We start from the raw sequence: 26,801 nt of genomic DNA on the forward strand, positions 1-26,801 counted from the left end.
TTTATTCCCCATTCTGCAACAATTCCAAGACTTTCATCATATCAATTCCCTTTCCCAAAACGGGTTTAAACAAATCGCCCTTTTCCTTGATTCTCTCCAAAGCGTTATGAATGGTAAAATCAGTTGGTTTCAGACCAGGTTTTACTTCCTCCCACTCCAAAGGCATGGAAACAGAAGCTCCTTCTTTGGGTCTCAAACTGTAGACACTTGCTAAAGTTTGTCCCGTCCGGTTTTGCAGATAATCGAGATATATTTTTTTGTCATCCCTTTTCTGTAAACTTCGTTCAAGAGTGGTCAGTTTCGGCAGCTTTTCATTCACCTGTTTCATCAGGATGTGTGCAAAATCTTTTACCTGGTCAAAATCATATATTCCACCCATTGGAATATAGATATGGATTCCTGTACTTCCGGAAGTCTTACAGTAACCTTTAATTTTAATTGCATCTAAAACTTCATTCACCTGAAGCGCTGTTTCAATCACATCATCAAATGTATTCTTCCTAGAAGGATCTAAATCCAGCACCAGATAATCAGGATGTTCCAGATCAGGAAGCGAACTGTTCCAGGGGTTCAGATCGATGCAGCCTAAATTATTCAGATACGCCAAAGTTGCTTTGTCATTACAGTACACATAATCAATGTATTTATCATTGGATTCCGAGTAGACTTTTGTTGTTTTGATCCAGTCCGGCATACTGTCACCCGCATCCTTCTGATAAAACCCCTGTTCTTCAATGCCGTTAGGGAAACGGTTGAGAGACAGCGGACGGTTTTTCAGATAAGGAAGAATATATGAAGCAACAGACTGATAATAGGCTATCACATCTCCTTTTGTAATGTCATCTTTTGGAAAATAGATCTTATCCTGGTTGGTCAGTTTTACCTTGTGTTTGTCTAAAGTAATTTCCTTTTCTTTTTCAGAATTCTCAGCTTTCTTTAAAGGTGTCTTCGCTTTCATTTCTCTAAGATTTTCGTTGGTTGGGGTATCTGTGTCTTTAGGTTCTTTATCTTCACGGATCGCCACAAAAACAGGATGACGATAAATTCCGTCTTTGGTGATTTCGGAATACTTAATTTCACAAACCAGTTCAGGTTTTGTCCATGTTACAGGCATATTCGTCTTCGGAACCGTTTCAAATGGAGATGTTTTTATGATAAGTTTTTGGAGCCTGTCATGAAGCTGTTTTAAAGATTCATGATTAAACCCTGTTCCTGTATGGCCGCAATAAATCAGCTTTCCTGAAATATATTTTCCCAGAATTAAAGCTCCGAAATTTTCTCGGGAGCCTTTCGGTTCTGTAAATCCACAGATAATGGCTTCATCCGTATTCGTGAATTTTATTTTTAGCCAGTCATTCGTTCTGTGGTTTTCCATATATAAGCTGCCGGCTTTTTTGGCGATCATTCCTTCCAGCTTCATTTTTTTCATTTGGTTAAAAAAAGCAGTTCCTTTTTCAGGAATATGATCGCAATATTTGATCACATCAGTTTCCGTTAAAGCTTCTTTTAAAAGTTCCTTGCGTTGTACGAGAGGGAGTTCTTCTGTAGAATGACCATTCAGCCAGAGAAGATCAAAAACCTGGTAAGTTAAAGCCATGTCAGGATGATCTCCAATCTGTTGCAGAAGCTGAAAATTAGGTTTTCCATGCTCGTCGTAAGCCACAATTTCGCCATCCAGAATCATTTTATGTTTCTGCTGATCAAAGTCTTTCGCAACTTTTTCAAATTTAGATAAAAATGAAATCCCGTTTCTGGAGTAGAACTGGGGATTAGTATGGCTGAGATCGGCAACAGCTCTGTAGCCGTCCCATTTGATTTCAAAAACCCAGTCCTCATCGTCGAATGCCTGATCAAAAGGTTTGGCCAGCATCGGTTTGATGAATGAGCTTAGCTTTTTTTCGTTCGTTAATGAATTGAAATTTTTAAACCTTTTTTCAGAGGTTATGACTTCTTTTTTTCCTTTATTTTTGGGCTTTTTTTTTCCTCTAAGAATTTCGTCACAAGAGATTTGGGTGAAGTGTTTTCCTCAGCATTATAAGGGCTTTCTTCAAATTGGTCTTTGTGTTTAATGAGCAGCCAGGCATTATCCTCCGTGTTTTTCATTTTAACAAGAGCAAATTCTCCCTTCAGCTTTTTTCCGTGCAGAATAAATTTTAATGAACCGGCACCAAGTTCTTTCAGGAGTTCCTTTTCATCCGACAGTTTGCTGTCTTTTTCCAAAGGTTCATACGTTCCACTGTCCCAGACTTCCACCTGGCCGGCTCCGTAATTTCCTTCCGGAATATTTCCTTCAAAATCTTTGTAATCATACGGATGATCTTCCACCATCATCGCCAGTCTTTTATCTTTGGGATCTAATGAAGGGCCTTTCGGAACTGCCCAGCTTTTCAGAACTCCGTCCATTTCCAGACGAAAATCATAATGAAGACGCGATGCGGCATGCCTCTGGATCACGAAAACCAGCTTGTCTTTGCTTTTTTTCGTTTTGCCTTCCGGTTCGGTAGTTTCATCGAACTTTCTTTTATTCTGGTAATCTTTCAGAGCCATTAGGATGCAGATTTAGATTTGGAACTTTGTAAACTGGCTTTCAGCTGAGCCATAAGATCTATCACCTTACCTTCTTTTGCAGGTTCGGCTTTTTTCGTTTTAATGCTTTTGCCTTTTGCTTTTTTTCTGATAATCTTCATCAGTTCATCAGAATAAGTGTCTTTGTACATCGCCGGATCAAAGTCCTGAGAAAGCTGTTTGATAAGACTTACAGCCATTTTCAGTTCTGCGGGTTTGGGGGCTTTTGATGTAGGAATTTTCAGATCTTTATAATCTCTTATCTCCTGATCAAATCTAAGACGGTTCAGAACGAGTATATCTTTGTAAGGCCTGATCATCCCAATCGCTTCACTGTCCCGAAGAACAAAGGTGCCGATTCCTGCCATCTCTGTTTCCTGTAGAGCTTTTAGCAATAGTCTGTATGCGTTTTCACCGTTCTTCTGAGGTTCGAGATAATAAGGATTTTCGAAGTACACACTGTCTACTTCCGCTTCCTTTACAAATTGATCGATGGATAGTATTTTTGTTTTCTCGGGGCTGGCTGCCTCATAATCTTCCTCGTCAAGAACGATATATTTATCATCCATGAGATAGCCTTTCACAATGTTTTCCCATTTCACTTCTTTTCCTGTACTCTCGTTAACTCTTTTAAATTTAATATTGGAAAAATCAGATTTATCGAGCATATCGAGGTCCAGTTTCGTGGTTTCTGTGGCAGAATAGATTTTAACCGGGATATTGACTAAACCGAAGCCAATGGCGCCGTTCCAGATTGCTTTCATTGTCTTACGTTTTTAAAAATCAATCAATTAACATGCCGTGAGGCGGTGATGTGGTATATTTTATATGCTTTGTTGTCAAATGACAATGGCTTCTCCGGCGTATTTTTATACTTTTATAGTTCCGGACTATTCAGGTAAAATAAACATGGAAGAACTTTTTAACTACATCCGCAAATTTGGAATACTCAGTGCCGAGGAAGAACAGCTGATCGCCGAAGGCCTGCAGGAAATCACCATAGAAAAAGGGGAAGCTTTCATAGAAGCCGGAAAGGTAAGCCGAAAGATTGCTTTTGTAAAAGAAGGGGTTTTCCGGTCTCTGTACTACAATAAACTGGGGGATGATTTTACCCGCTACTTCATCTATGAAGGAAGGTTTATTGGAGATTTCCACGGCTTTGCGGATCAGATGCCTTCACTTGAATACATTGAAGCTATCACAGACGGAGTTTTGCTGTCCATAGATCTTGATCATTTTAAAAAGCTGGAAAAAGAAATTACCATCTGGCCCTTTCTCTTCGCCAAAGTACATGCTTTTGTGGCAGAGAACAAACTTAAAGTTGCAAGCACAATGCTCAATCTGGATGCCAAAGCTCGCTACATTCATTTTTTAGATCATTATCCGGGACTTGCCAACAGGGTTCCACAATCTATGCTCGCTTCTTATCTTGGAATTACCCCTTCGTCTTTAAGCCGTATCAGGAGAAGTATTGTATAAAAAATCAATAGGGACAGGTTTTAGCATAAACAAAATTTCCACCAGCTTCAGCCGAAAGTACATCTGTTTAAAGATCAGGTTCTCATCGTCATCAATACTTTTTACATTATACATTAATACACTATACAAAAAAAAGAATTCCTTTTTGCCAAATGACAATGGCCTCATTTCCAAACCATCATAGCTTTGCATCATAAAATTTAAATATATGGACATTGTATTAGGCCTGCAGTGGGGCGATGAAGGTAAAGGAAAATTTATTGATCTCATCAGCGAAGATTATCACATGACGGCCCGTTTTAATGGCGGCGCTAATGCCGGACACAGTATAGAACGAAACGGTAAGAGAATCACTTTAAAATCGCTTCCTTCCGGGATTTTTATGAAAGGCGTTCAGAATGTCATAGGAACAGGAACGGTACTGGATCCGGTAAGCCTGAGAAAAGAAATTTTACATCTTAAACAGTTTGACGAAACGATTGATCCTGAAAACAGTCTGATGATTTCTAAAAAGGCACACCTCGTTCTTCCTACTCATAGACTTTTGGATTGCTTTATGGAAGACAATCCTGATTATACCACCATTGGAACAACGAGAAACGGGATTGCACAGGCGTATTCCAATAAGATCTTAAGACAGAATCTGAGGGTTGGCGATATAGATTCTCCGGATTTTAGCAACAAAGTAGAGCAAATTTTAGAAAGAGATTACAGGCTTCTTGCCGGAGGAGATATGGTGCTTCCTTCATTAGAGAAAATCAGCAGTGAGTTTTTTGAAGCGATAGATTTTCTGAAAAAATTCACCCGTACCGAAACAGAGCTGGTGCTGAATACAGCTTTATCAGAGGGGAAAAAAATTCTTGCAGAAGGATCACAGGCAGCGATGCTGGATATAGATCACGGTACATATCCTTATGTAACTTCCTCATCTACCACAGCGGCAGGAGCATGTGTTGGACTGGGTGTCTCACCTAAGAAAGTCGGTGAGATATTCGGGATTGCAAAAGCATATTGCACAAGGGTAGGGAATGGCATGTTTCCTACAGAAATTTTTGACAGTTTGAGTGAAGAGATCAGACAAAAGGGAAATGAATTCGGCTCCAATACAGGGCGCCCCAGAAGAATCGGATGGCTGGATCTTCCGGCTTTACGATATGCGATTATGATCACTGGAGTTACTCAGGTTATTCTGACTAAAGCCGATGTTTTAAGCGGAATGGAATCCGTGGCCGTCTGTACCCATTATGAGCTTGAAGATGGGAATATGGCCCGAACTTCAGGAACGCTTCCTGATAATGCCCGTCCGGTTTTAAAACAGATGAAAGGCTGGGAAGGAGATATTACCGCTATTCAGGGTTCTTCCAACCTACCCGAAGAATTGAAAGCTTTTCTTTCTTTTCTGAATGATGAACTGGGTGTTCCCATTACTTATCTTTCTACGGGACCTGGAAGAGATGAGATATTGAAATTAAACAGTAAATAATTATAAAACAAAAGAGGTTAAGGAAAATAAATTCCCTAACCTCTTTATCTGGATAAAAAAAATATATTAATTAACTTTTGTAAGTTTAAAACGTTGCTTTGTAGGCGGCTGAACCGTTTGATCCGTACTGCCGATTACAATAGGAGTAAGGTTAGCGGTTAGACCACCCTTCACTTCTAATCTTAGCGATGGTGCATTCTTAGGTGCGAAGCCAAAACCATTATTTCCCAGGTTAAATAATAACCATTTCTGAGCATCGGTATTGGCATTAGATCTTATCTCTACAGCTGTTCCATTCGCTGTTCCGCTACTTTTTACAGTTAAAACCTTTGTAGGATCCAAAGTAGATTTGATGATATAATACCCATGATCTGATTTAGTGAAAGTAAATCTCTGGTTATTTCCTGTAGAGGCTGAATTCAGAACCACGGTTGTACCATCTGTAGTGGAGCTTCCGGAAATATCTAAATTTTTATCATTCGCTAGAGAGGTTGTAAAAGTATAAGTTCCGTTGACTGCAGAAGTCGCGTTAACAGGACCGTACAAATGGTTAATTCCCGCATAGTCACCTGCAGATAATCCTGTTCTTTGTTTGGTAAAAGTAGAACCATCCAGTTTAGTCATTACAGGCTGGCTTGAGTTTATAGCAAAGTCAGTAGACTGATACATCATCACTGAACCGAAATCAAATGCACCATGTCCCGCATAATCATTGTAAAGGTTGAAGTTATGACGGCTTCCTTCTACCGCCCTGTTTACATCTACAATAATATACTGATCTCTGTCCGGACGACACTGTTCATGCATGATTCCCATAGAGTGCATCACTTCATGGGCAATAATGGCCGGATAGGTAATATTATAGATTTTAATACCATTCACCCTGTTTTGTTGCCATCCAAGCGGAGAGCTGTTACCTGTAGAGTAGGTAAAGGTGATATATTCTGTCTGGTTGGTACGTTGAACAAACTGAACACTGGTTTGAGAAGAAATCATATCAAACGCTTTGTTGATGTTGGTAAGAAACGTATTGTAGTTCTGAGTACTCAGTGTTCCCTGGCTGGGTAATGTATAATAGACTGTTGCGCTTGGCCATGTCTTGATAAAGGAGCTTACAATGGTACTTTTCTCCGATGTTGACAGTTCGGAATTGGCCTGCATCTTTAATTTGTTAAACTGTTCAGATGAAATCGTAATGTCATCTGCATAAAAATATTCACCATTGACTTCATTGACATACGTGTAAGTTCCGTTGATTAATAATTTGTGAACCGTCGTATTATCCAGCTTAGCCGTTGTATGATCCATTGGATTGGCTTGGGCATTTTCAATATCCGACCTACAAGAATTCAGTGCCAGGACAAGGCACCCCGATAAGAGTAATAGTTTGCTTTTCATATGATTTAAATATTGGTGTATTGGTATTTTTTTTCAAATATGAACAATGATGTTGTCATCATATTCGCATAAGAATTATAAATGTACTAATAAAACCTGTATTTAAACATAACATAATATAATAGTTGTTTTACTATTTATTTTGTTGAATTGTTTATTTATTTCGTTAATAAATTTATTTCTTGTGATTTTTTACCATTAAACTGCGATTTTAGTTATTTCACATATTTTTGATATAATAACCGAAATGATCCGATGTTATACAAAAACAGAATTAAATAGAATATTATTACAATTTTAGACCTAAAAAAAGCGGAGAAAAATCTCCGCTTTCAGTTTATGCTTTTAAGTTCAGTTGTATTTCCAGTTCATCCAGCTGTGCATCGGCGATAGATGCCGGCGCATCGATCATCACGTCACGCCCTGAATTATTCTTAGGGAATGCGATATAATCCCTGATCACTTCGTTTCCGTCGAGAATAGCCACCAAACGGTCAAATCCGAAAGCTAATCCACCATGAGGCGGTGCTCCGTATTTAAAGGCATTCATCAGGAATCCGAACTGAGCTTTCGCTTCTTCTTTTGTAAATCCTAAAAGGTCAAACATTTTAGACTGAAGATCTTTATCGAAAATTCTGATAGAACCTCCACCGATCTCGTTTCCGTTAAGAACCATATCATAAGCATTGGCTCTTGCTTTGCCCGGATCTGTTTCCAGTAAGTGGATATCTTCAGGCTTAGGAGAGGTGAAAGGGTGGTGCATTGCGTGGTAACGTCCGCTTTCTTCATCGAATTCCAATAATGGGAAGTCTACTACCCAAAGCGGTGCAAATACATCTCCTTTTCTCAGTCCCAAACGGTTTCCAAGTTCCATTCTTAAGGCGGAAAGCTGAGCTCTTACTTTATGTTCGTTTCCGGATAAGATCAGCATTAAGTCACCTTCTTTAGCTCCGAATTTTTCAATGATCTTCGCCAGATCTTCCTCGTTGTAGAATTTGTTGACAGATGAGGTTTTCACACCATCATTCTGGAATTTAGCCCAAACCATGCCGGATGCTCCGATCTGAGGACGTTTTACCCATTCTACCAATTCATCGATCTGCTTTCTTGTATAATCTGCACATCCTGCTACATTGATTCCGATCACCAATTCAGCGTCGTCAAATATTTTGAAATCTTTTCCTTTGACAAGCTCGTTAAGTTCCACGAACTCCATTCCGAAACGGATATCCGGTTTGTCGTTTCCGTATTTTCTCATCGCATCTGCGAAAGTCATTCTAGGGAAAGCACCGAATTCCTGTCCTGTAATATCTTTGATCAGAGTTTTCGTCATGCCTTCAAAGACATTCATAATGTCTTCCTGCTCTACGAAAGCCATCTCACAGTCAATTTGTGTAAATTCCGGCTGTCTGTCCGCTCTTAAATCTTCATCACGGAAACATTTTACGATCTGGAAATATTTATCCATTCCACCTACCATCAGAAGCTGCTTGAACGTCTGTGGCGATTGTGGAAGTGCATAAAACTGTCCCGGATTCATTCTGCTTGGTACCACAAAGTCTCTTGCCCCTTCCGGTGTAGATTTGATTAAAACCGGAGTTTCCACTTCGATAAATCCTTCGTCTGAAAGATAATTTCTCACCTTCTGCGCCATTTTATGACGGAAAATCAGTTTATCTCTTACTGGTGCTCTTCTGATATCCAGGTAACGGTATTTCATTCTTAATTCTTCACCGCCATCTGTTTCATCTTCAATAGTGAAAGGAGGAAGTTGAGACTCATTAAGAACGGCCAGTTTTTCAACTAAAATTTCAATTTCTCCCGTAGGAATATTGGGATTTTTGCTTACTCTTTCGATTACTTTTCCTGTTACCTGAATCACGAATTCGCGTCCCAGTTTTTTAGCTTCTTCCATCAATTGTGCAGAAGAACGGTCCTGGTCAAAAACCAGTTGGGTAATTCCGTAACGATCTCGAAGATCTATCCAAATCATAAATCCTTTATCACGGATAGTCTGTACCCATCCGGAAAGTGTAACTTCTTCATTAAGATTTTTCAGAGATAATTCTCCGTTCGTGTGTGATCGAAACATAATTATTTGTTTAAGGTTCAATGTTTAAGATATAAGGTTAAGCTTTCTGATCGTGAAATTCTCAACCCTAATTTCCGGATGCAAAGATAAGATTTTTGCAGGTTCTGTAAACAAAAAAAACTTCCTTTCGGAAGTCTTGTATATTATTTAAGGGCTTTTTAATTATTGGTAGCGCCTTTTTGTATCAATAGCTGTGCGGTTTCTTCTTTATTTCCCAATTTAGCCCATGAAAGCGGAGTTTTACTATTACACTCTTTATTTACATCTGCTTTATTTTCCAAAAGATATTTTATAATATTATTTCTGCCATAAAGAGAGCTGAAACCCAATGCACTGAACATTTCATCTTTAAGAGCAAAGCATTTGTTGTAATCTGCTTTTGAAAAATTCTTTTTAAATGAAGTAACGTTGTCAGATTGAATAGCCTGCATCTGAGCTGAGCTAAGTGACTGAGCAGAAAGCATACCGGCAGATGCCGAAATGGTAAGTATAAAAACAGTAGAGATTATTTTTTTCATAAGATTCATTTTAAGAATATACAAATCTAAATTATTTTTTTGATATGAGTAACTAAATTTTTATAAGAATTGAATTTGTATTTTTGATAATCAGATAATTATTGATTAGGAAATGACTAGATATATAGATTTTTTGAAAAAAGCATTCAGCGGTGAAGAGGTGGATTATACCAAAATAACGATCAGAAGCGCTGTACTTCTTCTGGCCGTCCCGATGATGCTGGAAATGGCTATGGAATCCGTTTTTGCATTGGTAGACCTGTATTTTGTAGGGCATCTGAAGGAAAGCGGATATGCCATCCAGACGGTAGGTTTGACAGAATCGGTGCTTTCTGTGATGTATTCTATTGCGATAGGGATGAGTATGGCGGCAACAGCTTTGGTGGCCCGGCGGATTGGAGAGAAGAACCCGGAGCAGGCTTCCAGAAGTGCTGCACAGGTCTTGCTCGTTTCATTTGTCATTACTTTTTTGCTGAGTTTATTGGGAGTCATCTATGCAGAAGAAATTTTGATTCTGATGGGTTCAAAGCCTGAAGCTGCGGCTTACGGAAAAGATTTCACGAGGATCATGATGGGAAGCAGTGTTATTATTATGCTTTTATTTTTGATCAACGGAATCTTCAGAGGAGCAGGAAATGCAGCCATTGCAATGAAATCTCTATGGATCGCCAATATTGTGAATATTATTCTTTGCCCTGTCCTGATTAAAGGTTTTGGACCTATTCCTGCTATGGGGCTTACCGGAGCTGCTTTGGCAACTACCATAGGGAGAAGTATCGGGGTGGTTTATCAGCTGTATCACCTTTTGGTTGCGGATACCCAGATTCGTATTGCACTACATTATTTTACTCCGGATTTCAAACAGATTAAATCCATTGTAAAAATAGCAACACCCGGGATTTTCCAATTCGTGATCGCATCATGCAGCTGGATCTTTCTGGCCCAACTGGTAGCAACTACCGGTGGAGAGAATGCTTCCGCAGGATATCAGACGGCTTTGAGACTAATGATGTTCTTTATGCTTCCTGCCTGGGGATTGAGCAATGCCGCGTCTACGCTGGTAGGGCAGAATATGGGTGCTAATGAAATGCTGAGAGCAGAACAGTCGGTGATGAAAACCGTAAAATATAATGTGATCTTCATGCTGGCGGTAAGTTTAATATTTTTCCTGCTTGGAGATTTTCTGGTAGGATTTTTTACGCAAGAAGTCCATATCAAGCAGTTTGCTAAAAATGCACTGCAAATTATGAGTGTAGGATTTATTTTCTATGGAATAGGGATGGTGCTGATCAATGCTTTTAACGGGGCAGGAGATACCTGGACACCTACCTGGGTGAATTTTTTCGGGTTCTGGCTGTTTCAGATTCCGCTGGCTTATTTTCTTTCAAAACATTTCGGAATGGGACCTAAAGGAGTTTTTATCTCCATTCCGGCTGCAGAAACTTTGATTACCATTGTGGCTTTTATCCTGTTTAAAAAAGGGAAATGGAAGACTGTGAAAGTATAATGGGTGAGAAATTGAAAGAGGGAGAAGCTCATGTTTGCGACCTCAATAACTTCCCTCTTCCAGCCTCAAACTTCCTTTCTTGTGTCTATATTTTATAAAAATTTTAACAGCCTTAATTTTTGATTGTAAGCCATATTCCCTAATTTAGTATTTAATCAATAAAACATTTATCATTATGGGAAAAGGAGACAAAAAATCAAGAAGAGGCAAGATCAATTCTGGAAGTTATGGTAAAAGAAGACCTAGAAAAGGTTCTAAGTCCGTTGGTTCCTCTGAAACTAAAGCAAAAAGCTAAAAATAAAAAAGGCTGAAGATCAATCTTCAGCCTTTTTTGATATACAAAATTAAATTATTTTCCTCCTAAAATATTACCAAGGATGCTTCCTAATCCACCTCCCTGCTGCTGTTGCTGTCCTCCGCCACCGCCGAGTACACTTCCTAAAATATCATTAAGCGGATTTCCTCCGGACTGCGATTGGCCGCTTCCCAAAACACTTCCCAAGATATCATTCAATGGACTTGACTGTTGCGTCTGAGCCTGGCTGGATGCATTTCCAAGAATGCCTCCCAAAAGATCTCCTAAACCTCCTGCTCCTACATTATTCTGTTGTTTCTCTTTACCGATATATCCCATGATCACCGGAGCCAGCATGGCTAAAATAGGTCCGATTTTATCGATGGAGATTCCTGTATTCTGAGAAAGTTGATTTTCTACATTGCTTTTCTGCCCTCCGAAAACGTGGTCAAGGATGGATCCTCCTTCAGCCTGTCTTGCTTCAGCCTGTGATGCGTCATCAAGAATACTTCCGTCGTGGTCTTTATCTAGGGCATTGTTTAAGGCTTCTGCTTCGTTGGAATCCTGAGATTTGTTTCTTAGGTAAGAAATTACCAAAGGGGCTGCTACAGCCAATAAGGCAATAATCTGGTTTCTGCTGATCCCGAATTTGTTTTCTGCCTGTTCAGCAACCTGGTTGCTGGTGTTACCTGTAAGTAGGTCAATTAAACTCATAGTTTGTGTTTATTTTAAAGTATTAAGTACATCAAAGTTATCAAAAAATGTGACTCACAAAATCTTTTCACTTCACAATTATTGTTAAAGTTTTTTAATCTCCTCCTCAGTATATCCCTTGCTTTTCATCAGCTTTATGTATTCTACGGCACTTACGGTCATCCAGTTAATAGGTTCCGGTGCGGTCTTTTTATCAATCGTGAACTCCAGGATGCCTTCGTTATTGTTCATCCACGGAAGCATATAATAATTCAGCCCTCCTTTATACTTTTTGAAACTGTGAAATGTTTTTCCTTTTTCTGTCTGCAAAACGGTTTTGTAAATGATGAAATACCCCAGTGGAATAAAAAGGCATGCCCATGAAAGTTTTTTGAGGACAGCGTATTTTGGATGAGTCAATCCATATCCCACAGACAGTGCAAAGATGACATTGAAAGGAAGGAAGAAAACATAATTGTCCGAAACGGCATAAAATGTTGAAAATCCGTATACACAAAGGGATCCGGCGAGAAAAACAAAAAACATTTTTCTATTGGAATTGTACAGAAATACGGCCCCTATCACTCCGAAAAAAGTAAATATATTGAAATTGTAAATAAGGTAAACAAAAGACTGAAAGAAATCTTTTATATACTGCGTAAAAGTCTTTCTGAAAGATTCTTCCACCCAGTTTCCCTGATCGGAGCTGTATGGTGATTTGAAAGGAAGCCCCTGAGACATATTCAGTACGAATAATGACGCGAACAGCAGTCCGAAAATCAATAAGGATGAATAGGCATATTTTTTTTCACTTTTAAAATAAAAAAGGAAAACCAAAAACGCAGGAATCAGTAAAATATTCTGGATATGAACCCAAAGGCTGATGCCAAAAAAGATGCCGGCCCATACGATATACTGTTTTTTATGTTCTGTAAAAGTCTTGATCACTGCAAAGAAAAAAAGGCTTACCCATAAGGTATTGTAGGTATAAACTTCTACTATTTCTGCATTTCTCCAGAACGAGAAACTGAATCCAAACACAAAAGCTGCTGTGATAGAAACCCATTCTGTTCTGGTAATACTTTTAACTGTAAGATAGATCACAGAAACCGTTGCTGCGCCTGAAAGAACGATGAGTAAACGACTGGCATCTATACCATTAAGACTAAATATATTTTTAATTAATATGACAGTATTAATATATAGAAAATGAGAAGTTGCCGTAGCTGTTGTGATGAATGTACCCTTTTCAGCATCCAAAACAAAACCAACGCAGTCTGCAAAAGGAATTTTTGTAAAACTTCCGGCGTAGTACACTGCCAGGCAAATGAAGAATAGAAATAAGGCGGATAAATATCGCTTCATATTAATTCTTTACAATAGGAACAAAGGAGCACGCTTCACCAAACATTAGAGATTTTACTATGGGTTTTAGTTGCTCAACCAGTTCTATATAAGCATTTTCAGGGATTTCTTTATCCGAACAGCCCTTTACCAGAACTCTTTTTCCTCTCATATCTTCAAAATCATGAGTCTGAATAACGTTATGCATAATGATCACTTCCAGATCTTCACGATTCCCGAAAATGATTTTTTTAGCCACATCAGTAAGCTTGGCTGTCAGGACAAAATAAGCCCACAATGGAACAATCGTATCCACAGAATTGTAAATATAGATGTAAGTGTCTTTGTATTCTTCAGGATTTATAGCATCTACTTTCTCCCTGAAGTCTTTTTCCTTCAGGATCATTTCCTGGAAAAGAAAATCCTTAAGGTCAATACCCTTTCTTATCCCCTTAGGAATCAGAGTGGATAAGTCAAAATTCACAAGGCCGCTTTCGGCAACTTTATTTCGGATTTCAAATTCTTCTGACATTTTTTATCATTATCTTTGGACAAATTTACAAATTAAGATCATGTAAACCTTAATTTGTTCTCTATCCTTACCATAGAAACCTCCCATCATTCGAAATCAGTTTGTATAGCGAAATCAGGGAAGGTTTGTGATGGTTATAAAAACAAATAAAAGATTTCGGAAGAAATGAAATATTACATTATTGCAGGAGAAGCCTCCGGTGATCTGCATGGAAGCAATTTAATGAAAGCCCTTTTACAGAAAGATCCGCAGGCGGAAATCAGATTCTGGGGCGGAGATCTTATGACAGCACAGGGTGGTACACTGGTAAAACATTACCGTGATCTTGCATTTATGGGATTCCTGGAAGTGGCGATGAATCTGAGGACCATTCTGAACAATATCAAATTCTGTAAAGAGGACATCAGAAATAATAAACCGGACGTTTTAATCCTGATCGATTATCCCGGATTTAATCTGAGAATTGCCCGTTTTGCAAAAGAACTGGGAATCAAAGTGGTGTATTACATCTCTCCACAGCTTTGGGCGTGGAAAGAAGGCCGCGTAGAGATCATTAAAAAATATGTGGATGAAATGATGGTCATTCTTCCTTTCGAAGAAGATTTTTATAAAAAACATGGGGTTCATTCTCATTTTGTGGGGCATCCGTTGTTAGATGCTATCTCCAGCCTGGAAGAAATCAGCCCGGAAGCATTTAAAAAAGAAAACGGACTGAACGAAAAGGAAATCATAGCCCTTCTTCCCGGTTCCAGAAAACAGGAAGTGGAAAAGATGCTTGAAATCATGCTTTCCGTAAGACCTCATTTTAAAAACTACCAGTTTGTGATTGCAGGCGCACCCAGCCTTCCGAAGGAGTTTTATCAGAAATATGTGGATGACAATGTATATTTTGTTTCCAACAGAACCTATGATCTGCTGCGATGTTCAAAAGCTGCGCTTGTCACTTCAGGAACAGCAACGCTGGAAACGGCCTTGCTGAATGTCCCGGAAGTAGTCTGCTACCGTGGAAGTAAAATTTCATACGCCATCGCAAAAAGGCTGGTGAAAAACATCAAATATATTTCTCTGGTTAATCTGATTATGGATAGAGAGGTAGTAAAGGAATTGATCCAGACTGATCTGAATACCAAAAATCTGGTAGAAGAACTGAATACAATGATAGAAGGCGAAAAAAGAAACAAGGTTCTGGCAGACTACAGTCTTTTAAGAGAGAAACTCGGCGGAAAAGGAGCCAGTGAGAAAGCTGCTGAAGTGATTTTAAGTGTTTAAAAAATAGATAAGACTGTAGAAAAAATCCATGGTTTTTAGATCAGGTGAAATTTATTTTATCGGATAAATTTTTTCTTTTAAAATTTTAATTAAAAATAAGTCTGCATTGGCAGATGTTTTCCAAATATAAAAGCTGTCTCATAAGAGCGGCTTTCTTTTTTGCTTAAATGTAATTTCGTAGTAAATAATCAAGCCGTCAGTTAGTCATTTTGAAGAAGATAGTGTTGGAATTCTGCAAAATCTGTGTTAGTAAAGAATCAGATAAATTAATATTTTTTGATCATCAAGCATGATATCAGTTGAACAAACAGCCACTTCTTATTCTGACCCTATGTTTTATCCTCGGAATCTTTTTTCAGGACGAATTGGTATTGGATAAAATCTTGATTTACATTATTTCTGCTGGCTGCTTATTGATCCTCGTTTTATCTCTTTTTCATTCTTATTTTCTGCATAAAACAAGAGCTTTTCTTCTTTGGCTGATGTTTTTCGGAGCAGGAGTTATTCTTCATTTTCTCAGTACTTTTTCATCTGACCATTCTTCAGTTCCTCAAAACGGAATGATCACTTTTAAGATCTCGAAGAAATTAAATTCTACAGAGAAATATAAAAAATATGAAGCTCTTGTTTCTACAGGAAAAGAAAATTTTAATGCTGTTCTGTATCTCCCGAAAATAGATAAAGAACTGGATTTTAAACATTATTATAAAGCAGATGCCTATCTCTCAAAGCCGAGGTCGCCACAATATGATTTTCAGTTTGATTATGCCGGGTATTTAAAAAGAAAAAAGATTGAATACCAATGCTACCTCTCAAAAGGAATTTCCTCCGTCAAAAGAAATGATCTGACCTTTAATGAAAGGATTCAGCAGCATCGTTTTAAAATACTACGGAAGATCGACCACACGGAAATGTCACCCAAAACCAGAGAGTTTTTAAAAGGAATTATCCTGGCCGACCGAACGGAAACAGATCCGGAAACCGTGCAGGACTTTAACAGGTCCGGAATGGTTCACTTGCTTGCTATTTCAGGAACACATATCGTGGTCATTTTTGGAATATTTTACTTTCTTTTAACCAGATTCAGTCCGGTAAGGTTCAGGAAATATGCAATCATTTCCAGTATTTCATCCATCTGGGTGTTTGCTGCATTTATTGAATTCGGGAATTCTGTGATGCGCTCCTGCATTATGCTGACAATCTATTTTGTGTATGTACTTTTGCAGAGGAAACCTGATTTACTTCACTCACTGTCTTTGTCAGCAATGATTATTCTGGTTGCAGATACACAGCAAATCTTTGACGTAGGTTTTCAGCTTAGCTTTCTGGCCGTTTTAGGAATCTACTGGCTGAATCAGCCACTTTTGAAATACTTTCCCAAACCGGATGGCTACTTTAAAAAGCTCTTCTTTAATATGGTAACGATATCACTTTCTGCACAACTCGCGACACTTCCGTTGGTTCTGTACTATTTTCATCAGTTTTCACTGGTTTCTATTCCTGCGAATATCCTGATTGTCCCGTTTTCAGAGCTGATTATTGTCTTTTCATTTTTGATGACGATTCTTATTGGTCTGCAGGTAAATTTTAGTTTAATCAATGCCATTTACGATGGTTCAATTCAGATTTTACTAAAACTGATCCACTGGTTTGCGGAAACGGATTTGCTCTTTTTTTCCAATATTCCGATGAATATTGCTGAGGTTTTGATTTTATTTGCTGTGGTTTATTGGCTGAGACCATTGCTTTTAAAAATTAATTTTAAAAATTCAATGAAACTTGTAAAAATTGTTCTCCTCTTTTTTATCCTCAGAATCACCTTTACTATTTTTGAAAACAGGAAGAATGAGCTCCTTATTCATGATTTTAATACAACCAAAGTACTGTCCGTAAAGAAGGGAAACAAAGTCTGTTTCTGGACGATTGAAAATTCGGATGAAAAGCAGTTAATGAGTTTTATAGCAGCTCCTTATTGTGCTTCAAGACGTATCCGCAACGTGGAAATTAAGACTTTTCCAAAAGCAGCCCAAAAAGTGGTTTTTAATGGCAAAATATATGATTTAAAATAATAATTGGTATTTTGCATTTTATCCTCACACAATGCCTTAGATTCTTATTTAGAAAGATTACAAACTGGCTAATTGTGAGATTTCTCACTTCCCGATATTGTTAACATTTCTTAATTTTGTGGGAAATTCAAATTTAAACTTATATGGCAGGTTTAACGAGTTCTACGATAGGTAGAAAATATGCGATGGCATTATCAGCTATGTTTTTGCTGATCTTTCTTATACTGCATTTGACGACCAATTTGTTATCAGTCCTGAATCGTGATGCATTCAATACAGCATCAGATTTTATGGGCTATAATCCTTTTGTGCAGTTCTTAATGCAGCCTGTTCTTGGTTTTGCAGTTCTTTTCCATTTCATCATGGGATTTGTACTCGAAATTAAGAACAATAAAGCGCGTCCGGTAAAGTACGCTTCAAACAACCCTTCTGTGAACTCTTCATGGATGTCCCGAAATATGATTATTTCAGGAGCCGTTGTTTTGGCTTTCCTTGCGCTTCACTTATATGATTTCTGGCTACATGAAATCAACTACAAGTATGTGGAAGGAATTGCTCCTGATGCGGAACGTTTCTGGCCGGAGTTACATGAGAAGTTTGCAGACCTTTGGAGAGTAGCACTATACGTGATCTCTTTCGTTTTGCTTGGACTGCATTTGGCTCACGGTTTCCAATCTTCGTTCCAGTCTATTGGTGCCAGACATCCGAAATATACTCCGGTAATTAAAGCTTTTGGAAAATGGTATTCAATCCTTATTCCTGCAGGTTTTATTTTTATTGCAATTTTTCACTTCGTAACTCAATAATATCAATATACCAATATGAGTAAATTAGATTCAAAAATTCCGGCTGGTCCTTTAAAGGATAAATGGAAGCATCATAAAGACCATATGAACCTTGTTGCACCAAACAACAGAGATAAGATTGATATTATTGTTGTAGGTACAGGTTTGGCAGGAGGTTCTGCTGCAGCTACACTGGCTGAGCAGGGATATAATGTAAAAGCATTCTGCTACCAGGATTCTCCAAGAAGAGCACACTCAATTGCTGCACAGGGAGGTATCAACGCCGCTAAGAACTATCAGGGTGACGGTGACTCTACGTACAGATTATTCTATGACACCATCAAAGGTGGTGACTACAGAGCAAGAGAGGCTAACGTTTACAGACTGGCTGAAGTTTCTGCTAATATCATCGACCAGTGTGTTTCTCAGGGAGTACCTTTCGGAAGAGATTACGGCGGTCAGTTAGATAACCGTTCATTTGGTGGGGTTCAGGTAAAAAGAACATTCTACGCAAAAGGACAGACAGGACAGCAGTTATTGCTAGGTGCCTATTCTTCAATGAGCCGTCAGATCGGTAAAGGAAGAATCAAGATGTACAACCGTCATGAAATGCTTGATCTTGTTATTGTAGACGGAAAAGCAAGAGGGATCATCGCAAGAAACCTTGTAACAGGTGAGATCGAAAGACATTCTGCTCATGCAGTAGTTATTGCTTCCGGAGGTTACGGAAACGTATATTTCCTTTCTACCAATGCGATGGGATCCAACGTTTCTGCAGCATGGAAGATTCACAAAAAAGGAGCGTACTTCGCAAACCCTTGTTATGTACAGATTCACCCGACTTGTATTCCGGTTCACGGAACACAGCAGTCTAAACTGACTTTGATGTCTGAATCTCTTAGAAACTCAGGAAGAATTTGGGTTCCTAAGAAAATTGAAGATTCTGTAGCCATCAGAGAAGGTAAATTAAGACCTGAAAATATTAAAGAAGAAGATAGAGATTATTATTTGGAAAGAAGATATCCTGCATTCGGAAACTTAGTGCCTAGAGACGTTGCGTCCAGAGCTGGTAAAGAAAGATGTGATGCTGGTTTCGGAATCGAGAATAATGATACTAAAGAAGGTGTTTACTTAGATTTCTCTACAGAGATTATCAAAAAAGGTAAAGAAGCCGCTATCGAAAAACATATTCACAATCCTACAGATCAGCAGATCTATGATTTAGGAAAAGCTTGGATTGAGGAGAAATACGGTAACTTATTCGTAATGTACGAAAAGATTACAGCCGATGATCCTTATAAAACTCCAATGAAGATCTATCCTGCAGTTCACTACACGATGGGTGGTGTTTGGGTTGATTATAACTTACAGTCTACAATCCCTGGATGTTTCGTAATCGGTGAAGCTAACTTCTCAGACCACGGAGCTAACAGATTGGGAGCTTCTGCTTTGATGCAAGGTTTGGCAGACGGATATTTCGTACTTCCTTACACGATTGCAGATTATCTTTCTGCAGACATCAGAACAGGAACAATTCCTACAAACTCTGCAGATTTTGATCAGGCTGAAAAAGGAATTAAAGATAAAGTAGATTTCTTCTTAAATAATAAAGGAACTCATTCAGTAGATCATTTCCACAAAAAATTAGGACACATCATGTGGAATAAGGTTGGAATGGGAAGAACTCCTGAAGGTTTGAAAGAAGCTATTGCTGAAATCGCTCAGGTGAAAAAAGAATTCTGGGCAGACGTGAAAGTTCCCGGTGATGCCGATGGAATGAATACTGAACTTGAAAAAGCTTTCAGAGTGGCAGATTTCATCGAGCTTGGACAATTGATGGCTATTGATGCTCTACACAGAAACGAATCTTGTGGAGGACACTTCAGAGAAGATCATGCTACTTCAGAAGGGGAAGCAGAAAGAGATGATGTTAACTTCAAATATGTGGGAGCTTGGGAATATCAAACAGATGATATCACCACTGAAGTTCTGCACAAAGAAGATCTGATCTACGAAAACATTGAAGTTAAAGCAAGAAGTTACAAATAATCTCCAACCTATAAATAAATAATTATGAGTGCAAAAAAAGGCCTTCATCTTACCCTAAAAATTTGGAGACAAAAAAATAGCAAAACTAAAGGTCAGTTTGAGACCTACAAAATATCAGATGTTTCTACAGATTCTTCTTTCTTGGAAATGTTAGATATTTTGAACGAAAATATTATTAACGAGGGAAAAGAACCTATCGCTTTCGATCACGACTGTCGTGAAGGAATCTGCGGGATGTGTTCTCTTTACATCAATGGTAGAGCGCACGGTCCGGATACGGGTATCACGACTTGTCAGCTTCACATGAGAATGTTCAAAGACGGTGAAACCATCGTTATTGAGCCTTGGAGAAGTGCTGCTTTCCCGGTTATTAAAGATTTAATGGTAGACAGAAGCGCATTCGATAGAGTAATGGCTGCAGGTGGTTTCATTTCGGTGAACACTTCAGGAAATACTTTGGACGCTAATGCAATTCCGGTTCCTAAAGAAGATGCAGACAAAGCAATGGATGCTGCGGCATGTATCGGATGTGGTGCTTGTGTCGCTACTTGTAAAAACGGATCTGCAATGCTATTCGTTGGAGCAAAAGTTTCTCAGTATGCTCTTTTACCTCAGGGTAGAGTAGAAGCGAGCAGAAGAGTTCTGAACATGGTAAAAGCTATGGACGAAGAAGGATTCGGAAACTGTTCAAATACAGGTGCTTGTGAAGTAGAATGTCCGAAAGGAATTTCTCTTGAAAACATCGCCAGAATGAACAGAGAATATATGGCTGCTATGGTAGACAAAGGATAGAATCTATTCGAAATATATATAAAAATCGTCTTCATTATGGAGACGATTTTTTTTATACTATGCTTTTAGTTGTTAAAATTTGTTAAGTTGTTGAGTACATAAGACATTCTTTATTTAATAAGTCTATATTTGGTGAACACTATTTACGAAAAGAGAAGCAATCCTCATTCATAGATTTTTGTCGAGAAGTAAAAATCTAAGCAGGTAAAATGGCTTCAAAGGCCCTCTCCATAGGATTTCATAAAATTTTCAAAAAAAATAAATAGTGTTAATCAACAAGCCGTAAAAAACGTATTTTTGTGTAATATTAAAATTGAAATGAAAAAATATCTTTTATTGTTTATCATCACAGTATTTGTGATGTCTTGTTCAAAAAAAGTTGAAGTAAAAGGAAAGATTGCCGGAAGTTCACCGCTCGAAAGAATTGAATTCGTTGAAGCTTCTGGTGTAGCAACACTTCCACTTGTTAATATAGGTTTAGATAAAAATGGAAACTTTACAGGAAGCTTTGATGCTCCTAAAGACGGAATGTATGTGATCAACTATGCAGGAAGACAAAATCTGATTTATCTAGAAGGCGGACAGAAATTAAACATTTCTGGAAACTCAATGACCTTTCCAAATGAATTCGTAGTTACAGGAGACGCTAAGAAAAATAATGATTTCCTTCAGGCGAGCCAAAAGTTTTTAGGCGAGTACGGAAGTAAAATCAACATCCAGCAGTTAATGTCAGGTGACGAAAAAACGTTCTTGAAAGGAGCGCAGAAAATCGAAGCTGATATCAACAAAAATGTGGATGATCTTGCTAAGAAAAACAACCCGGGCAAAGGAATGCTTGAGTGGAAAAAGAATGACGTGAAAGTGACTATTCTGAACCTTTTGGCCAACTATGAAATGGCTCAGCGTCAGATGTCAGGAAATCCTTCATTTAAAGTGTCAAAAGCTTTCACGGATTATGAAACTAAATTAGAAGAGAATAAAGACTTAATGGTAAAAACTATCCCATTATACAGACAGTATCTTCTTGTGAAAATGAGTCCGGACTTCCAGAAATTTGCTGAAGCCAAAACGAAAGGAAAAACAGATGTTATCACTTCTGAAGTTTTCGCTCAGTTCCTGAAAGACAGAAAAGAAGTATCGAAGACTGCTAAAGATTATCTTTTGGCATTCGTAGTAGCTCAGGATATTCATCCGGGTGCTCCTGCAAAAAATACCGATAAGATCAAAAAAATCATCGATACAGATATTACTGATGCTGGTATCAAAGCTGACTTAGGTAAAATGCAGATCGCTATCAACGGACTTAAAGTAGGAGAAGTTGCTCCTGAAGGTTCATTGGTAAAAGCAGACGGTAAATCTTACCAGCTTTCTGAAAACAAAGGAAAACCATACATGTTGTTCTTCTATGCATCTTGGAACCCTTACATCAGCGAAGCGACTGTACCGGTATTAAAAGAAGTAGTGAATTTCTACAAATCTAAAATGAACTTTGTTTTTGTCAACGTAGACGATACGAAAGATCAGTTTGTAAAAACAAGCAGCGCATTATTAAAAGGAATTCCTGGAACTAATGTATACGGAGAAAAAGGTTTGGAATCTGATATCGCTAAAAAATATGGCGTGTACGGATTTAAATTACCTTGCTTCATCGTAGTGGATAAAGACGGTAAGATCGCAAGCAGATCTTTTGTAAACTTAGGTGAGCAGGAGGTTGTAACTATCCTTGACAAACTTACAGGTCTTTCTGCACCGAAAGTAGAGCAACAGCCTATGCAGATGCAGCCGGGAATGATGATGGATCCTTCAGGACAACCTGTAAATCCACAGCCCGCTCCTACAAAATAATAAACTTTAATATAGATGGAAACCTTATCTTCGGATAAGGTTTTTTTTTATTGTATTTTTGCAAATTGAAACCGGATGGTTTTCCGGAACATATTAGAAAAAATAGAAATAGAATCAGCGGATGAAACTGGAGAGTTTCGTTCGTAGTTAAAGAAATTGAGTTTACGGATGAGAAAGAAGAAAGATATTATTCTTGAAAATATTAAGCTGTTCGGGGCAGGGGCGAAAGGCGTTGCGATAGGAAGAACAGAAGAAGGTAAAACGGTACTGATCTCTGGAGCCGTTCCCGGAGATGTAGTGAATGCCAGAGTAAAGAAATCCAAGTCCAAATACTACGAAGCGGAAACCGTGGAAGTAGTAGAGCCTTCTCCATACAGAGTGGAAGCCAAATGTATTCATTTCGGAACTTGTGGAGGATGCAAATGGCAGAATATGAGCTATGAAAAACAGCTTGATTTCAAACAGGAAGAAGTATACAATAATATCAAAAGAATCGGCGGAATTGAAGACTTTGAAACCGTTCCGATTTTAGGTGCCGAAGAACAGTATTTCTACAGAAATAAAATGGAGTTTTCTTTCTCCAACGCGAGATGGCTGACCCAATACGAAATAAGCTCTGAAGAGAACTTTGGAAGCAAAGACGCTCTTGGTTTCCATATTCCGGGAATGTGGAGCAAGATCCTGGATCTTAAAGAATGTTTCCTTCAGGAAGAGCCTTCCAATGCGATTCGTCTGGCTGTGAAAAAATTCGGGGTAGACAACGGCCTGGATTTCTTTGATGTGAAAAATCAGGAAGGATTCCTGAGAACGCTGATGATGAGACAGAACTCAAAAGGAGAGTGGATGGTTTTATTCCAGCTGTACAGAGAAGAAAAAGAAAACAGAGAAAAGCTTTTCCAGTTTTTACTTGAAAAATTCCCGCAGATCAAAACGTTGGTGTATGCCATCAATCCAAAACAGAATGATTCCATTTATGATTTAGATGTTAAAATCTATTTCGGAGAAGGATTCCTGATGGAAGAAATGGACGGACTGAAGTTTAAAATCGGACCGAAATCATTCTTTCAGACCAATTACAAACAGGCATTGGAGCTTTACAGAAAAACCCTTGAGTTTGCTGATTTAAAAGGCGATGAAGTAGTATATGATCTATATACAGGGACAGGAACTATTGCCCAGTATGTTGCCAGAAATGCAAAACATGTCATTGGGATAGAATCTGTTCAGGAAGCCATAGACGCTGCCATTGAACATGCTGAATTAAATGGTCTTACCAACACGACTTTCTATTGTGGAGATATGAAAAATGTCTTCAACGATGAATTCCTAGAAAACCACCCGAAAGCAGATGTTTTAATTACCGACCCACCAAGAGACGGAATGCACCAGAAAGTAGTGGAGCAGATTCTGAAACTGGCACCGGAAAAAGTAGTGTATGTAAGCTGTAACTCAGCGACGCAGGCAAGAGATCTGGCTTTGATGAAAGAACATTACACCCTTGTGAAAATACTACCGGTAGATATGTTCCCACAAACGCACCACGTGGAGAATATAGCATTACTAATCAAAAAATAATTACTTAAATTTGAATATATTAATCTGAAAATTTAAATGAAAAGAGTGAAAAACCTGGGTGCCGCTTTCATTGTATTGGTTTTGATGTTGAGTCAGAACGAACTGAAAGGGCAGGAAAAAGATTCTGCAGCGGTAAAAACAGATACTGCAAAAGTAAAAAAAGACGATCCCAAGAAAAAGCCGGTCATAAAATCCTATAAAGAGGTGATTACTGATAAAGCTGTTTCAGACCAGGGCGTTTTCACCGTTCATAAATTGGATGATAAATATTACTTCGAGATTCCTGACAGAATGCTGAAAAAGGAATTTCTTTTAGTAACAAGACTTACAAAAGCTGCTGCCGGCATGCGTTCCGGAAGTACCGGATATGCAGGAGATCAGATCGGCCAGCAGGTAGTGGCTTTTGAAAAAGGTCCCAAAGACAAAATCCTTCTGAGAGCTATTTCTTTTGTAGATTATGCAAAAGATTCCACCTCGGATATGTACAATTCTGTCATCAGAAACAATGTACAGCCTATCATTAAATCCTTTGATGTAAAAACGTACGGAGACAATAAAAAATCTTCAGTCATTGATGTCACGGATCTTCTGAACTCTGATAACGAAACGGTTTCTTTCTCTGTCAATTATAAAGATGCCTTCAAAGTCGGAGCTTTCCAGAAAGATATGTCATTCGTCAACTTTGTAAAATCGTTCCCGAATAATATCGAGATCAATACCACCAAAACTTTCGCCCGTACTTTGGGAAGACCGTTGCCGGGAGCTACTCCTGCCAACACTCCGAAAATAAGCGGAAATTATACAGTAGAGATCAACGCTTCATTTGTTCTTCTTCCGGAAAATAAAATGCAGGCAAGATATTTTGACCCGAGAGTAGGTTATTTCACGGTAGGGTATACAGATTTTGACCTTGATCCTCAGGGTGTAAAAAAGATTTCGCTGGTTAAAAGATGGAGACTGGAGCCAAAACCTCAGGACCTTGAAAAGTACAAAAGAGGAGAACTGGTAGAACCGGCAAAACCAATTGTATTCTATATTGATCCGGCAACCCCAAAAAAATGGGTTCCTTATCTGATTCAGGGAGTGGATGACTGGAAGAAAGCTTTTGAAAAAGCAGGTTTCAAAAATGCCATTTATGCAAAAGTACCGGATTCAAAAGTGGATACGGAATGGAGCCTTGAAGACGCAAGATTTTCTGCCATTGTTTATAAACCTTCAGATGTACCGAATGCTTCCGGACCTTCGATCTCAGATCCTAGAACAGGCGAAATTCTGGAAAGCCATATCAACTGGTATCACAATGTCATGATGCTTCTGAGAAACTGGTATTTTGTGCAGGCTGCACCCAATGATGAAAGAGCACGAAAAATTAAGTTTGATGATAAATTAATGGGTGAGCTGATCCGTTTTGTTTCCTCTCATGAAGTAGGACATACTTTGGGATTAAGACATAACTTCGGTTCAAGTTCTACCGTGCCTGTTGAAAAACTGAGAGATAAAAAATGGCTTGAAAAGAATGGCCACACCCCATCGATCATGGATTATGCAAGATTTAATTATGTGGCACAACCGGAAGATAACATCGGAGATTCAGGAATTATGCCGAGAATCGGAGATTATGATGACTGGGCCATTGAGTGGGGTTACAAAAGATTTTATCAGTACAACACCCCGGATGCAGAAAAAGAATACCTGAATAAATGGGTCATTAAAAATTTAAAAAACGAAAGACTTTGGTTCGGGACAGAATCCAATCCTCTTGATCCGAGATCTCAGAGTGAGCAGGTAGGAGACAATGCCATGATCGCAAGTACCTACGGAATAAAAAACCTGAAGAGAATTGTAGACAATCTTGAAAAGTGGACGGCAAGTCCGAATGAAGATTACGAAAATCTGGGAATGATGTATGATCAGGTAACCGGGCAGTTCAGAAGATATGCCGGTCACGTATCAAAATATATCGGCGGACAGATGGAAACCCCTAAGACCGCTGAACAGTCAGGGCCTGTGTACGAAGCTGTCGCTAAAAAAGATCAGCAGGAAGCGATGAGATTTCTCGAAGAAAACGTTTTCACCACACCACAGTGGCTGATCAAAAAAGAAGTATTTGAGAAGACAGGAAAAACGCCGGTGAAAACCATTGAAGACATTCAGAATGGCGTTCTTTCAAGAATTTTAAGCCCGATTGTTTTACAGAATATGTACCAGATGGAAGCTATTGATCAAAATACCTACACATTGGTTGATCTGTTTTCAGACCTCAATAATTCCATTGTTAAAAAAGCAAATCCGGATGTATACGGAAGAAATGTTCAGAGAAGTTATGTGGATAACCTGATTAAACTTGTTGATGCAAAAAATCCTGATAAATCTGATGTTTCTGCTATTGTAAGAGGAAATCTGATCACAATAAAAAAAGAAATTTCGGCAAAAGCAGATACCAATACAGTAAATAAATACCATTATGAAGATCTTGCTTTCCGAATTGAAAAAGCCTTAGATCCAAAATAA

General features: G+C 38.5%; 21 protein-coding genes. 12 read left to right on the forward strand and 9 right to left on the reverse strand.

Annotation, left to right across the window (positions count from 1 at the left end):
- Position 1: 1 nt before the first annotated feature.
- From ligD to IW22_RS00525, 3 genes are all read right to left on the reverse strand, one after another.
- Positions 2 to 1,870, reverse strand: coding sequence for a DNA ligase D (gene ligD / locus IW22_RS00515; RefSeq protein WP_034723297.1), 1,869 nt, complete (start codon positions 1,868 to 1,870; stop codon positions 2 to 4).
- Positions 1,871 to 1,941: 71 nt separating this feature from the next.
- Positions 1,942 to 2,547 carry a DNA polymerase ligase N-terminal domain-containing protein gene (locus IW22_RS00520; RefSeq protein ID WP_034723298.1) on the reverse strand — a complete coding sequence of 202 codons (606 nt, stop codon included), beginning with the start codon at positions 2,545 to 2,547 and terminating at the stop codon, positions 1,942 to 1,944.
- Positions 2,547 to 3,329: a Ku protein gene (locus IW22_RS00525; RefSeq protein WP_034723302.1), complete on the reverse strand. Its 783-nt coding sequence runs from the start codon at positions 3,327 to 3,329 to the stop codon at positions 2,547 to 2,549. The genes IW22_RS00520 and IW22_RS00525 overlap by 1 nt, the downstream gene beginning before the upstream one ends.
- A 145-nt stretch (positions 3,330 to 3,474) precedes the next feature.
- On the opposite strand from IW22_RS00525, the gene IW22_RS00530 reads away from it, so the two are divergent.
- A complete protein-coding gene (locus IW22_RS00530) occupies positions 3,475 to 4,044 on the forward strand; it encodes a Crp/Fnr family transcriptional regulator (protein ID WP_034723801.1) in 570 nt (189 codons plus the stop codon).
- Between the two features lie 208 nt (positions 4,045 to 4,252).
- Positions 4,253 to 5,527, forward strand: a complete 1,275-nt coding sequence (locus tag IW22_RS00540) for an adenylosuccinate synthase (protein WP_034723305.1) — start codon at positions 4,253 to 4,255, stop codon at positions 5,525 to 5,527.
- 66 nt (positions 5,528 to 5,593) lie between these two features.
- On the opposite strand, the gene IW22_RS00545 is transcribed toward IW22_RS00540, so the two are convergent.
- The 3 genes from IW22_RS00545 to IW22_RS00555 all read right to left on the reverse strand — a co-directional run bounded on the left by IW22_RS00545 (position 5,594) and on the right by IW22_RS00555 (position 9,535).
- Positions 5,594 to 6,925, reverse strand: a complete 1,332-nt coding sequence (locus tag IW22_RS00545; RefSeq protein WP_034723307.1) for a M12 family metallopeptidase — start codon at positions 6,923 to 6,925, stop codon at positions 5,594 to 5,596.
- Between the two features lie 337 nt (positions 6,926 to 7,262).
- Positions 7,263 to 9,017, reverse strand: a complete 1,755-nt coding sequence (gene aspS, locus IW22_RS00550) for an aspartate--tRNA ligase (protein ID WP_034723309.1) — start codon at positions 9,015 to 9,017, stop codon at positions 7,263 to 7,265.
- Between the two features lie 158 nt (positions 9,018 to 9,175).
- Positions 9,176 to 9,535 carry an ankyrin repeat domain-containing protein gene (locus IW22_RS00555; protein ID WP_165571852.1) on the reverse strand — a complete coding sequence of 120 codons (360 nt, stop codon included), beginning with the start codon at positions 9,533 to 9,535 and terminating at the stop codon, positions 9,176 to 9,178.
- A gap of 112 nt (positions 9,536 to 9,647) precedes the next feature.
- On the opposite strand from IW22_RS00555, the gene IW22_RS00560 reads away from it, so the two are divergent.
- Both IW22_RS00560 and IW22_RS23925 read left to right on the forward strand, forming a co-directional pair.
- Complete coding sequence (locus tag IW22_RS00560; protein ID WP_034723313.1) at positions 9,648 to 11,042, forward strand: MATE family efflux transporter; 1,395 nt, start codon at positions 9,648 to 9,650, stop codon at positions 11,040 to 11,042.
- Positions 11,043 to 11,217: 175 nt separating this feature from the next.
- The gene (locus tag IW22_RS23925) at positions 11,218 to 11,337 is read left to right on the forward strand and encodes a 30S ribosomal protein THX (protein ID WP_072921339.1); all 120 of its coding nucleotides are present in this window, start codon (positions 11,218 to 11,220) and stop codon (positions 11,335 to 11,337) included.
- A gap of 54 nt (positions 11,338 to 11,391) precedes the next feature.
- On the opposite strand, the gene IW22_RS00565 is transcribed toward IW22_RS23925, so the two are convergent.
- The 3 genes from IW22_RS00565 to IW22_RS00575 all read right to left on the reverse strand — a co-directional run bounded on the left by IW22_RS00565 (position 11,392) and on the right by IW22_RS00575 (position 13,906).
- Positions 11,392 to 12,051, reverse strand: coding sequence for a DUF937 domain-containing protein (locus IW22_RS00565; protein ID WP_034723315.1), 660 nt, complete (start codon positions 12,049 to 12,051; stop codon positions 11,392 to 11,394).
- An 84-nt stretch (positions 12,052 to 12,135) separates the two neighbouring features.
- The gene (locus IW22_RS00570) at positions 12,136 to 13,395 is read right to left on the reverse strand and encodes a protein O-mannosyl-transferase family (RefSeq protein ID WP_034723317.1); all 1,260 of its coding nucleotides are present in this window, start codon (positions 13,393 to 13,395) and stop codon (positions 12,136 to 12,138) included.
- 1 nt (position 13,396) lies between these two features.
- On the reverse strand, positions 13,397 to 13,906 hold the full coding sequence (locus IW22_RS00575; protein ID WP_034723318.1) for a DUF2480 family protein: 510 nt from the start codon (positions 13,904 to 13,906) through the stop codon (positions 13,397 to 13,399).
- 165 nt (positions 13,907 to 14,071) lie between these two features.
- Here IW22_RS00575 and lpxB point away from each other — a divergent pair, with 165 nt between their 5' ends.
- The 8 genes from lpxB to IW22_RS00615 all read left to right on the forward strand — a co-directional run bounded on the left by lpxB (position 14,072) and on the right by IW22_RS00615 (position 26,801).
- Entirely contained in the window at positions 14,072 to 15,175 is a 1,104-nt protein-coding gene (gene lpxB / locus IW22_RS00580; protein ID WP_034723320.1) for a lipid-A-disaccharide synthase, read from the forward strand.
- 383 nt (positions 15,176 to 15,558) lie between these two features.
- Positions 15,559 to 17,244, forward strand: coding sequence for a ComEC/Rec2 family competence protein (locus IW22_RS00585; protein WP_228383968.1), 1,686 nt, complete (start codon positions 15,559 to 15,561; stop codon positions 17,242 to 17,244).
- 143 nt (positions 17,245 to 17,387) lie between these two features.
- Complete coding sequence (locus tag IW22_RS00590; protein WP_034723325.1) at positions 17,388 to 18,050, forward strand: succinate dehydrogenase cytochrome b subunit; 663 nt, start codon at positions 17,388 to 17,390, stop codon at positions 18,048 to 18,050.
- A gap of 15 nt (positions 18,051 to 18,065) precedes the next feature.
- Positions 18,066 to 20,078, forward strand: a complete 2,013-nt coding sequence (locus IW22_RS00595) for a fumarate reductase/succinate dehydrogenase flavoprotein subunit (protein ID WP_034723327.1) — start codon at positions 18,066 to 18,068, stop codon at positions 20,076 to 20,078.
- Positions 20,079 to 20,102: 24 nt separating this feature from the next.
- Positions 20,103 to 20,870: a succinate dehydrogenase/fumarate reductase iron-sulfur subunit gene (locus IW22_RS00600; protein ID WP_034723328.1), complete on the forward strand. Its 768-nt coding sequence runs from the start codon at positions 20,103 to 20,105 to the stop codon at positions 20,868 to 20,870.
- A gap of 318 nt (positions 20,871 to 21,188) precedes the next feature.
- On the forward strand, positions 21,189 to 22,715 hold the full coding sequence (locus IW22_RS00605; RefSeq protein ID WP_034723330.1) for a TlpA family protein disulfide reductase: 1,527 nt from the start codon (positions 21,189 to 21,191) through the stop codon (positions 22,713 to 22,715).
- A gap of 168 nt (positions 22,716 to 22,883) precedes the next feature.
- A complete protein-coding gene (gene rlmD / locus IW22_RS00610; RefSeq protein ID WP_034723331.1) occupies positions 22,884 to 24,290 on the forward strand; it encodes a 23S rRNA (uracil(1939)-C(5))-methyltransferase RlmD in 1,407 nt (468 codons plus the stop codon).
- A 36-nt stretch (positions 24,291 to 24,326) separates the two neighbouring features.
- Positions 24,327 to 26,801 carry a zinc-dependent metalloprotease gene (locus IW22_RS00615; RefSeq protein WP_034723334.1) on the forward strand — a complete coding sequence of 825 codons (2,475 nt, stop codon included), beginning with the start codon at positions 24,327 to 24,329 and terminating at the stop codon, positions 26,799 to 26,801.

This window comes from Chryseobacterium sp. JM1 (assembly GCF_000737715.1).
Lineage (GTDB): Bacteria > Bacteroidota > Bacteroidia > Flavobacteriales > Weeksellaceae > Chryseobacterium.